Source organism: Micromonospora inaquosa, from assembly GCF_003857055.1.
GTDB classification, from domain to species: domain Bacteria; phylum Actinomycetota; class Actinomycetes; order Mycobacteriales; family Micromonosporaceae; genus Micromonospora; species Micromonospora inaquosa.
In genome coordinates this window covers 47175-58686 of record NZ_QGSZ01000222.1, presented here as the reverse complement: position 1 = coordinate 58686, position 11512 = coordinate 47175, and the positions used below count along the sequence as shown (strand labels likewise).

Annotated in this window: 6 protein-coding genes; 3 read left to right on the top strand and 3 right to left on the bottom strand. The window is 72.5% G+C overall.

What is annotated here, in order from left to right; translation table 11 throughout:
• Both DLJ59_RS37505 and DLJ59_RS18115 read right to left on the bottom strand, forming a co-directional pair.
• Positions 1–2804, bottom strand: a 2804-nt coding sequence (locus tag DLJ59_RS37505) for an ATP-binding protein (RefSeq protein ID WP_148096957.1), incomplete at its 3' end; no start/stop codon positions are given.
• 256 nt (positions 2805–3060) lie between these two features.
• Positions 3061–7548, bottom strand: coding sequence for a S8 family serine peptidase (locus DLJ59_RS18115; RefSeq protein WP_124773817.1), 4488 nt, complete (start codon positions 7546–7548; stop codon positions 3061–3063).
• Positions 7549–7878: 330 nt separating this feature from the next.
• On the opposite strand from DLJ59_RS18115, the gene DLJ59_RS18110 reads away from it, so the two are divergent.
• Both DLJ59_RS18110 and DLJ59_RS18105 read left to right on the top strand, forming a co-directional pair.
• Entirely contained in the window at positions 7879–8874 is a 996-nt protein-coding gene (locus tag DLJ59_RS18110) for a helix-turn-helix transcriptional regulator (protein ID WP_158630858.1), read from the top strand.
• A complete protein-coding gene (locus DLJ59_RS18105) occupies positions 8871–9854 on the top strand; it encodes a helix-turn-helix transcriptional regulator (protein ID WP_124773815.1) in 984 nt (327 codons plus the stop codon). The genes DLJ59_RS18110 and DLJ59_RS18105 overlap by 4 nt, the downstream gene beginning before the upstream one ends.
• Before the next feature lie 16 nt (positions 9855–9870).
• On the opposite strand, the gene DLJ59_RS18100 is transcribed toward DLJ59_RS18105, so the two are convergent.
• Positions 9871–10080 carry an FmdB family zinc ribbon protein gene (locus DLJ59_RS18100; RefSeq protein WP_124773814.1) on the bottom strand — a complete coding sequence of 70 codons (210 nt, stop codon included), beginning with the start codon at positions 10078–10080 and terminating at the stop codon, positions 9871–9873.
• Positions 10081–10135: 55 nt separating this feature from the next.
• On the opposite strand from DLJ59_RS18100, the gene DLJ59_RS18095 reads away from it, so the two are divergent.
• The gene (locus DLJ59_RS18095) at positions 10136–11509 is read left to right on the top strand and encodes a lytic transglycosylase domain-containing protein (RefSeq protein WP_124773824.1); all 1374 of its coding nucleotides are present in this window, start codon (positions 10136–10138) and stop codon (positions 11507–11509) included.
• The last annotated feature ends 3 nt before the right edge of the window (positions 11510–11512 follow it).

The following is an 11512-nucleotide window of genomic DNA, read 5'->3' as shown; positions in this document are numbered from 1 at the left end:
GGGTCGGCGGGACGACGGGGGGTCGGCTGGGACAGGCCGGTGCTGAAGCGGGTCGAGTCCGCCGCCAGGTCCGGGTGTTCCACGTCCAGTGCGAGCGCCGCGGCCTCGTCCAGCCCCAGTTCGGCACCCTCGCCGTACGCGTCGTCGAAGGCCGCGTCGCCCAGCACCGCGCGCAACTCCCTCTGCTGCTCTGCCCAGTAACCGCCGAAGATGCCCGGGGTGGCACGCATGCTCGCCCGCGTCGCCTGCGCGGCACCGAACAGTCGGGCGGCGGTCAACCGCTCCCCGCCGATCGCGCAGCGCACCGCGACCGCGTTCAAGGTGTCACACGCCCGGCCGTGGTAGCCGTGACCCATCCGGGAACGCAACGCCACCAGCAGATGCTCGTGGGCGGCGATCACGTCGCCACGGGCCAACGCGACCATGCCGAGCAGCATGTCCACCGAACGCCGGCCGCGCTCCACGGGCCGGGCCGCCTCCACCGGACGTACCGCGCCCAGCAGCTCGGCCGCCTCTTCCAGGGCACCCCGCCGCCAGAGCAGCTCGGCCAGGCTGAACACCGCGAACAGCGCCTCGCCGACGACGTCCTGCCCGTGCGCCCAGTCGATGACCTCCCGGCACACCCGCTCGGCCTCGACGAACTGCCCCATGTCCACAAGTGGCGCGGCCCTGCCGGCGAGCACCCGGGCCAGCAACCCGGCGTCGCCGGCCTGCCGGGCCGCCGCCTCCGCCCGCTGCGAGTAGCGCAGCTCCTCGGCGAACTCCCCGTCGGCGCTGGCATGCAGCGAGTGCATGTGGTACGCCGCAGCCAGCTCAGCCTCCGGAATCCGCTCCCCCGTCTCCGCGATCCGCCCGTACAGCCGGAACAGCCACAGCCGCCCCTCCCGGGCCAGGCCCCGCTCCAGCCACCACTGGTCCAGCCCGCCCGCCAGGCCGAGACCGGCGCGGGCGCTGCCGCCGGTGGCGCACCACCGCAGCGCGGCGCGCAGCTCCCCCGCCAACGGGTCGAGGGAGTACAACGACAGCGTCACCGGCCGGCCGTCCTGACCCAGGTGGGCCCGATCCAACGCGTGCGCCGACCAGGCCACGTGGCGGTCCCGAGCGGCCTGCTCCTCACCCGCCTCGGCCAGTCGCCGCGCCGCGTACGCCCGGATGGGGTCGAGCATCCGGTAGGTGCTGCCGGCGGCCCGCGGCTCGGCCAACACCATCGACTTGTCCACCAGGACCGAGAGCGGGTCCAGCGGATCGTCACCCAGCAGCCACTCCACCGTCTCCAGATCCACCGGGCCGGCGAAGACCGACAGCCACCGCAGCAGGCGGGCGGCCCGGGGCCCCAACGTCCGGTACGACCAGGTGACGGTCGCCTGCATGGTCAGATGCCGTTCGGTGGCCGAGCGCTGCACCGCCCGGCTCGCCGGGGTGGGCGGCGACGCCCCGGCCGCCGCCGCGACCAGGTCCACTGTGTCCTGCTGGTTGCCGGACCAGCCCCGCTCCACCGGCGGCGGGTCCGGGTCCTCCCGGCCGGCGTCCAGGGTGCTGAGAACATCGTCCAGCCGCTCGGCGAGCTGACCAACGGAGAGCACCCGCAGCCGGGCGGCGGCCAACTCGATGGCGAGCGGCAGGCCGTCCAGCCGCTGCACCACCCGACGCAGATCGGCGGACTCGGCCGGGTCCGGCTGCCGACCACCGCGCGCCGCCGCCGTACGGTCCAGCAGCAGCGCCACCGCGTCGCTCTCCGCACCGTCGGCGCGCGGGTCGACCGAGAGCGGCGGAATCCGCCACACCACCTCGCCGGGAAGGCTGAACGACTCACGGCTGGTCGCCAACACCCGTACGCCGCCCCCGCCGGACAGCAACCGCGCGATCACCTCCGCGCAGGCCGCCGGTTGGGTGTCGCAGGTGTCCAGTACGACGAGCATCCGGCGGCCGGCCGCGTACTCGACGAGGGTGTCCAGCATCGGCCGGCCCGGCTCGGGGCGCAGGCCGAGCACGGCGGCGACGGCGAACGCGACCAACCCCGGGTCGGTCACCGAGGCGATGTCGACGAACCAGACCCCATCCGGGTACGCCTCGACAACTCCGCTGGCCAACTCCACCGCGAGCCGGGTCTTGCCCGCGCCGCCCGCGCCCAGCACGGTGACCAGACGGTGCTGTCGCACCAGCAGGCCCAATTCGATGCGCTCGGCCTGCCGGCCGACGAACGACGTCACCTGGGTGGGCAGGTTGTGCGCCACCGCGTCGGCGGTGCGGGGCCGGGGGAACTGCCGCTCCAGACCCGGGGCGACCAGTTGGAACAGTCGTTCCCGGTCGTCGAAGCCGCGCAGGCGGTGCAGGCCCAGGTCGAGAAGGGTCGCACCCGGCGGCATCGGCTCGGCCCGACGTGCGGTGGACGCCGTGCAGAGCACCTGCCCGCCGTGCGCGGCGGCGGCCACCCGGGCGGCCCGGTGCACCTCGGGGCTGGCGTACTCGCCGTCGCGCGGCTCGGCGTAGCCGGTGTGCAGGCCCATCCGCACCCGCGGCGCGGCTTCCGAGGTGGGCCAGTCGTGGCTGGACAACGCCCGCTGGGCGGTCAGGCACGCGGTCATCGCCGCTGTCGCGTCGTCGAAGGCCAGGAAGAACGAATCGCCCTCGGTCAACAGCTCCGCGCCACCGGTGCTGGCCAGGGTGCGGCGCAGCAACCGTCGATGCTCGGCGAGCACCGGGCGGTAGTCCGGGCCCAGCAGCTGGGCCAGCCGGGTCGAGCCCTCGATATCGGTGAAAACGAAGGTCACCCAACCGCTCGGGAGCTGGATCCGTGGCGACATGCGCGGAACCTCCACCCCTGACGTCGGATTCATGCTGCCTGAATCCGCGCGATCACGCATCGTGAGAACGGCCGCCGGACTCGGACTCAAGGTGCCACTCGGCCCCTCCCGGGGCAAGACGGAGCGTCGCTCGGCGGGTCGTCCAGGATGTTCCGGAATCAACCACCAAGGCCGGATGGTCCTTCACGAAGGGGCCAGCCCCGCCGGAGACCGGGTGACCGGTTCCGACGGGGCTGGCCCGGTGGCGCTCTGACCCTCAGCCCGTCGGCAGGGCCACGTCCACGGTGTTCTTCGCCCCCCGGATGGTCGTCACCGTCGACGTCGACCGGAACCCGGGGGCGGCCACGGTGACCTGGACCTGTTGGTTCTTCGCCAACCGCAGCTCGTAGCGGCCGTTGGCGTCGGTCACCGCCGTGTAGCTGACCGAACCGCAGCCCGTCTGGACCGGCCGCCCAGCCCGGACCGCCTGATCGGCATCGTCAGCCGGGGCGCTCTGGTCAGCCCGGTACGCCCCGCAGACGGTGACCGTCGCACCGGCGACTGGGCCGCCGGTGCCGACGGCCGTCACCGTGCCGCTCAGCGTCGCCCAGTTCGGCGGCGTCTCGAAGTGGCCGTTGACCGCCACCGTGTGCACCGGAGACGGCGCGTCGGTGAGCACCACCAGCCGCGCGGCCTGGTCACCGGGGTGGGTGACCGCGTCGCCGTCGACCCGGACGACCACCTGCACCGACCGGCCCGGGGCCACCTTGAACTCCGGCTTGTCCACCGAGAGCCACGGCACTTCCGTGGTACCGGCGCAGTAGTCGTACCCCGGCAGCATCTCGGCGGTGTTCTGCGGGGTCCACAGGCTGACCGAGCCACCGACCCGGAACACGCCGCAGGCCGTGGCGCCGTCGTACGTCGGGTGGTTCATGTTGGGTAGCCGACCCCAGGTGTTCGAGATCGGGTCGTACTCCACCGCCTCGTTGGTCAGCTGGTGGCCGTCGCGCAACCCGCTGAAGAGCTGCAACTTGTCGTTGGCGCCGGTGGCGCCCATGGCGGCGACCGGGTAGGGCGCGTCCGCGCCCTGGGTCCAGGCACCGGTGGCAGGGTCGAAGCGGAACGTGGCGGCGACCGCCCCACTGTGCTCGCCGTCGAACCCGCCGGCGCAGATGACCTGCTCGGCGACCCCGGCACAGCCCTGAGCGTCGACCCGGACCGGGTAGTCGGCGAGGCGGGTCCAGGCGTCGGTGCCCGGGTCGTACCGGTAGACCGTGATCCCCTTTGCCGGGCAGGTGTCGATGCAGCCGCCGACGAGGTAGATACGGCCGCCGAGGGTCGCGACCGCGGCGCCGCTGGCAGGCTGGGGAAGGTCCGCCACCCGAGCCCAGGAGTCCCGGGCCGGGTCGTAGACGTACACCGTCCTGAGCGGTTCACCCTCGACACTGGTGCCACCGACGACGTACATCTTGTCGCCGAGGAAGAGGCCCGCTGCGGTCGCGACCGCCTGTGGGGAGTCGGCGATCGGGCTCCACTGGAGAGTCACCGGGTCGTAGACGTACCCCTGTCGGGTCATCCCCTCCAGGAACCCGTTGACGCTCCCGCCCACCGAATAGAGCTTGCCCTCGTGGTAGCCGGCGACGTTGTACATGATCGGGGTCGGGTAGTCGGCGATCCTGGTCCACGGCCCCACGTCCGCGGCGGCCTTGCCCTGGTTGGTGGGCTCCGCCGGTTGGGCCGCCGACGCCTTCGGCAGCGGCCCCGACCTCGGCGGCCCCGACCTCGGCGGCCCCGACCTCGGCGGCCCCACCTCGACGCGTCGCAGCGGCGCGCCGCTCTGCTCGGTGAGCCGCTGGTCGGTGCCGCCCACGACCTGCTCGCCCAACTTGACGTGGACCGGTTTGGTGCCGTTGTTGGTGAAGGTGAGGGTGCGGGTGGCCGACTTCCCCAACCGCGTCGTGACGTCGAGGCCCTTCCGGTCAACCGTCAACTGCCCGGCGTGCAGCCGCCAGTCCTTCGTGGTGACCCGGTTCGGCGCCACGACGGTAGGCGCCTCGCGGTCGGCGTACCGGGGGTAGCTGACCGTCAACGTCGGCTCCGCCTCGGTGGAGAAGAGCCAGTAGTAGCCGTCCGGCAGGTTCGGGTCGTTTGGCGTGGCGGCGCTGACCGCCAGCTCCATGTGCCGCGCCTTGTCGACCACCTTCGCGCCGTTGATCGGGTCATCGGTGTTGTCGTCCCGCACCACTCCGGTGAGAAGCCCACCGGGGGTCGGGCCGCACGTCCCGACGGTGACGTCGTCCACCTGCCACAGCGCGATGCCGCTGCCCGCGTAGTGGAAGCGCAGCTGGACCTGCGACCGGCCGGCGGCCTGCGGCAGCGCGACCTCCACCGGCCCGAGCACGTTCTCGGTGCTCTTCTGCCAGACGTTGGACCAGCTCCGGCCGGCGTCGATGCTCAGGTCGATGCCGACCCGCGCGGTCTCACTCTCCCCGAGGTAGAGCGCGTTGAAGCCCAGCCGTGGCGAACTCTCCCGGGAAAGGTCGATCACCGGTGAGACGAGGTCGGTGTCCTCCTGCACCATGTCGTTGTGCCAGGAGTTGGCGGTGGCGAAGTCGCCGGTGCCGCCGGTGACGTTGTCCAGACCGCCGGGTGCGTCGAACTGCCAGGCGTGGCCGTCGCCGAGGTTGTCGACGACTGTCCAGCCCGCCCGTCTGGCCGGGTCGGTCCAGCCTTCGAAGTCGGCCCGGAGGGCGTACGCGTAGCCGGGCGCCAGGCACGACACCTCGTCGATCTGCGCCTGCACGTTGCGGACCACGGCCCGCTCGTCCACCGACACATCGAGCGGGCTGGCCCGGTAGCCGGGATAGAGCGGGCTCACCGTGAGGTGGTAGGTGGAGTTGACCGGGACGGTCAGCTCGTACCGACCGGTCTTCGGGTTGGTGAACCACGGACCGGCCGGAAGGCCGGGTGCGGTGATCATCGCGTAGAGCGGCCAGCCGTGTCCGGAGCCGTCGGTGACCACTCCGCTCACCGTGGCCTCGGCGCTGCGCTGGAGCCGGACTTCCCGCGTGAGGGTGGTGTTGGCGGTGACGGTGACCGACTCGGTGCCGGTTCGGTAGCCGTAGGAGGAGACGGTGACGGTGTACCCACCGGCCGACAGGGTGGCGGCGTAGCCGCCGTCCGCGCCGGTGATGACCGTACGGTGGACCGCGCCGTCGATCCGGACCTCGGCGCCGTCGACCGGCTCACCGGTCTTCGCGTCGACGACCTTGCCGGTCAACCGGCCGGTCTCGCCGCGCGGGGCCGCCGCGAGTGCGGCGTACACGTCGAGCTTGCCCTGACCCCACACGTTGTTGTTCCTCGGCGTGCCGCCGCAGCTCGTGTCGTCGACGTCGACCGCGACCTGGTCGAGCAGTTCGATGGTGCCCGGGACGTCGCCGATCAGGTTGGGCGTGGCCGACCAGAGCAGGGCGACCGCGCCAGCCACGTGCGGGCTCGCCATCGACGTACCACTGATCGCGCTGTAGCCGCCGCCCGGGATGGTGGAGCGCACGCTCACGCCGGGAGCCGCGATGTTGGGCTTGCTGATGCCGCCCGCGCCCGGGCCACGACTGGAGAAGTAAGCGATCTTGCCATCCACGTCGTACGCGCCGGTGCTGTAGGTGGACGCGTAGTCACCAGGGCTGCCCGCGGTGTCACAACCGTGCTCGCCGTCGTTGCCGTTGGCGAACATCGGGAACATGCCGGCGGCCCGCCAGTCCTCGACGATGTCGGCGAACCACGGGTCGACGGCGGGACCGTTGTCGGTCCCCCACGAGTTGTTCACGATGTGCGGCCGCAGGTCCGGCCGTGGGTCCGCGCCGGCCAGGTTCGTCGGAGCCAGCATCCACTGCGCCGAGGAGAGCAGGGCGAAATCGGAGCAGCTGCGCTCCTCACAACCCTTTGCCGCGATCCACCGGGCGCCGGGGGCCACACCGACCCGGTTGCCCGGTCCACCGTCACCGACCATCGTGCCCACGGTGTGTGTGCCGTGCCCCTGGTTGTCGCAGGGCGCGAGCGACGGCGCGCCGCAGACCTGGGACGGGTCGTACCAGTTGTAGTCGTGTACGACACCGGCGTCGCCCCGGGCACCTCGGTACGACGCGGCGAGCGCCGGGTGGTCGAACTGCACCCCGCTGTCGATGCTCCCCACCACGATGCCCTCGCCGCGGGTGCCGTCCGCCCAGAGCCGGTCGGCGCCGATCGCGTGCACGCCCCACTCCACCGAGTCGACGTCGGCGACCCGCTTCGCCGTGATCGGCTCCGGCAACTGGTACGTCCGCTGGGCTTGGACGGCGGTGACCTCGCCCTCCTTGGCCAGGTTCTCGGCCAGGTCCATGGTGCCCTGCGCCACGTAGATCGCGTTCGAGGCGTAGAAGGCGGTGTACTCCACGCCCGCCGCCCGCAACTGGCCGACGACGTCGGCCTGGCTGCTCTCGGCGGTCTTCCGCAGCGCCTCGACTACCGCCGCGCCCCGCTTGTTCCAGTCCTTGACGGCCGACGCCGCGCTGAGGTCGGCGCGGGCGTTCAGACGTACCCAGAAGGGTTGCACCGGCAGGGTCTTCATGCTGGCCCGCAGCTCGGGCTGGATCTTCTCGGGCGCTGCGACGGCGGGCCGGGCGGACCCGCCGGTTACCGCGGTGACGCCGGCGACCAGCGCGAGCACCGCGACGAGGCCGACGAGCTGAGCCCAGCGCGCGCCTCGCGCGGTAGCGGCGGCGCTCACCGGCCACCCGCCAGGTCGAAGCCGTACGCGTCGGCGCGCGAGCGATGTGGTTCGGGCGGCATGACGAGGTGCCGTTCCGGGCTCGCGAATCCTGCTCTGGATGTCACGCTGCGCACTCTCCTTCGGCGAATCGACCGACGACCGCGCTCGCCGGCAGAGCCGATGGACCACGTCCGCAGGCGCATCCGGCACCGACACAGGTTTGCTGGCGAGCGCGCTTGCCGACGATGCCACCACCGCTGAGATGGCAGAAGCCACCCGTGACGTCCGGTTCGCGCCAGCGGCGTGATGCGGTTGGACAAGAACCCGGGGTTGCCGCACGATGAATCGGTGCTGCGGATCTTGGGAATCTCGGCCTCTGAGCAGGCTCTCTACGAGTGGCTACTCGCACACCCGGCCGTGGCACTCGACGCGCTCGACCAACTCGCCGTCGACCAGCCGTGGTCGGAGCCGGTCCGCCCGCTCCTCAGCCGTCTCGAGGAGATGGGGCTCGTCTGGCGGCTACCCGGATCCCCCGCGCGCTTCCAGGCCGTCGCCTCCGACGCGGTCACCGACGTGCTGACGACCGGCGGTGAAGCCGCAGTGTCCCGGGCCAAGGCCCGCCGTGCCCGACTGTCGGCGGTCTTCCACCCCGCCGTACGCCCGAGCGCCACTGACGAACTCGTCGAGATCCTGCGCGGCAAGGAGGCGATCAGGAAGGCCTTCAACGACGTCCAGCTCAGCGCCGTGCAGGAGGTACGGATCGTCGACGCCCCGCCCTATGTTCACGGGCCACCCCTGGTCGACCCGGTGGAGCCGGCGCTGCTCCGGCAGGGGATCCGTTATCGGGTGATCTACGACCGGCGGGGCCTCGACGACCCCGACCGGCTCGCCGATTTCACACTGGGCCTCTCCGTCGGCGAGGAGATTCGCGTCTCCAGCGTGCCGATCAAGCTGGTGCTCAGCGACCACCCCCTGGCCCTGATCCCCGTCCAACTCGAAAACGTCGAGTCCGCCATGCTCATCCGAGACCCGGCCCTGATCGAGGTGCTCGGTGCGCTGTTCGAAGTCTCCTGGGACCAGGGGGTGCCCCTACAGGTACGCGACGGCCATCCCCAGCTCGTCAAAGTCGGGGACGCGCCGTCGCCGGCCGAGAGCGACCTGCTCCCGCTGCTCGCCGCCGGGTTGACCGACGCGGCGATCGCCGCGCAGCAGGGCTGCACCGAGCGCACTGTGCGTCGCCGGATCAGCGCGATGATGCGGCGGCTGGGCGCGGCGAGTCGCTTCCAGGCCGGTTACCAGGCAATTCGGCGTGGGTGGATCACCACTTCCACAGACGTGGCGTGACGATGCCGGAGCACCCCGACGGCAACCTCGCCGCCGCCGGCCTGACCGGGGCCGAATCCTCGGCGTACGAACTGGTCGTCGCCGAGCCCGGCAAGACAGCCGCCGACCTGGACCGCTCCTGGCTCCGCCCCGAACCACTGCGCGGGGTGCTCGCCGCGCTCCGCACCAAAGGGCTGGTGCTGGCCGGCGACGACGACCCGCCGACGTACACCGCCGTCGACCCGGCGGTGGCCCTCGACGCGCCGATCCGCGAGTACGAGCGGCAGTTGCAGGTCGCCCGCGAGCACCTGCAGCGCCTGGCGGCGGTGCACCGCGCACACGACAGCCTGTTCGACCCGGCCACCGTACTGGAGGTGGTCAGCGGGCGGGCCGCGGTGCTGGACCGGCTGACCTTCCTGCAGCGCGCCGCGCGGGTCGAGATCCGCTGCCTGGACAAGCCGCCGTACCTGAATCCGTCGACGACAAGCGCCAGCGTCGAACTGCTCCGACGTGGAGTCCGCTCGCGCACCATCTACGAGCGGTCGTCCCTGGAGCAGCCCGGTGCCCTGAACGGGCTCGAACAGCTCGTCGCCGCCGGCCAGCAGGCCAGGGTCCTGCCGACCCTGCCGGTCAAGCTCTACCTCGCCGACGGCCGCCATGGCCTGCTCGTACGACCCGGCGACGAGGGCGAGAACGCCGTACTGCTGCGCCCCTGTGCCCTCCTCGACGCGCTGGGTTACCTCTTCGAAGGGCTGTGGCGATCCGCCCTGCCGCTGCAACCCGCCACGGCCTCCCCGGCGAGCAACCGCCCGATGGTCGAGGACGGGCGGCTCGTCGCGCTCCTACTCTCCGGGCTCACCGACCAGGCGATCGCCCGTCAACTCGGCGTCGGCTACCGCACCGCGCAACGCCACATCGCGGCGCTGATGGCGACCCTCGGCGCGCGCACCCGCTTTCAGGCCGGCGTGCAGGCCGCGCGCCGGGAACAGCACCTGCCGTAGCGGGTGGCCGGGCCCGTCAGCAGCCGCACGCACCTCCGCAGCAGCCGCCCCCGGTGGGGGCCGGCGCACCGGCTGCGCCACGGCCGGTGACCGCGACGGCGGAGAGCAGCTTCACGGTGTCCAGGTGACCCTGCGGGCAGGTGGCCGACTCGCCGGCCTGCGCCATCGGGCGGTTGACCTCGAAGGTGTCGCCGCAGGCGCGGCAGCGGAACTCGTACCGGGGCATGCCTCCCAGGGTACGTGGACCTGACGATTGGCGGAGCATGGGTGATACTCGACAGGTGGTGGACGGCGAGGACGACACGCGTGTGCAACCGTTACGACCGGCCGCGCCGCTGGACGGGCCGCTCGAAGGCTCGGGGGCCGCGCCCGATCCGGCACCCAAGGTGCCCCGCCCGCGCCGTCCCTGGCTGAGCGGGCGTCCGAAGGGCGCGAAGGCCCCGACCACCGCGCCGGCCCCGCCACCGGCCACTGTGCCGGCCCCGCCAGCGGCCACTGTGCCGGCCCCGCCAGCGGCCAAGCCCACCGCAGCCAAGGCCCCCGAAGCCGAGGCCCCCAAGACCGAGACCGCGAAGGCCGAGACCGCGAAGGCCGAGACGCCCGAGGCCGAGACGCCCGAGGCCGAGACCGCGAAGACGGTCGCTGTGGCTGGTGCGACGGACCTGGCGAAGACCTCTGTGGACGAGATCCCGGTCGTGCCGGCGTCCGACCCGGCCCGTCGGCGGCGGGTGCAGTTCGCGCACGCGGTACGGCTACCGCCGCGCCAGGCAGCAGCCTCCGCGGCCCGGGCCACGCGGGCCTGGGCCCGCCGGCCGAGTGGTCGGCTGACCCTGCCCGGTGTCTTCCTGCTGGCGCTGGTGGCCACGACCGCCGCGGCGGGAGGGCTGCTCGTACCGGCCGCGATCCGCGCACCGCGTCCGGTAGCTGTCGACGCCTCGGCCGCGCCGACCGTGGGCGCACCGCCGGCGGTACCGTCCGGCCTGCCCACCGGCCCGCTGCCCACCGAGCCCCTGCCCACCGTCCCACTGCCCAGCAGCGGGGTGCCCGGCAACGGGCTGCCGACCGGGTCGGTGACCGGTGGCCGACCGTCGGACGCTCTGGCCGGATGGGCGGAGCAGGTCGGTGCCAAGGTCGGCGTCCCCGCGATCGCCATGCAGGCGTACGGCTACGCCGAGCTGGTGCTCGCCCAGACCAACCGCAGCTGTGCGCTGAGCTGGACCACGCTGGCCGCTATCGGTCAGGTCGAATCGGGACACGGCTCGGCCAACCGTGCGCGGCTGGGGCAGGACGGCAAGGCGCTGCCCCCCATCATCGGGCTGCCGCTGGACGGGAAGGACGGGCGGATGCGGATCATCGACACCGACCGTGGGGCGCTCGACGAGGACAGCACCTTCGACCGCGCCATCGGGCCGATGCAGTTCATCCCGACCACCTGGCAGGAGATCGGCGCGGACGCCGACAACGACGGCAGCAAGGACCCACACGATCTGGACGACGCCGCCCTGGCAGCGGGAAATTACCTCTGCAAGGGCGGCCGAAACCTGAGCATCCCGGGCGACTGGTGGAACGCGATTCTCTCCTACAACGATGTACGGCGGTACGCCCAGGACGTCTACGACACCGCGAACCGGTACGGACGGGCTAGTCGGTCGTGAAGT

What these genes read in the sequence shown, in the direction of transcription:
- DLJ59_RS18100 (WP_124773814.1), bottom strand. Translation starts at nt 10,080, where the DNA reads ATGCCCCGGTACGAGTTCCGCTGCCGCGCCTGCGGCGACACCTTCGAG.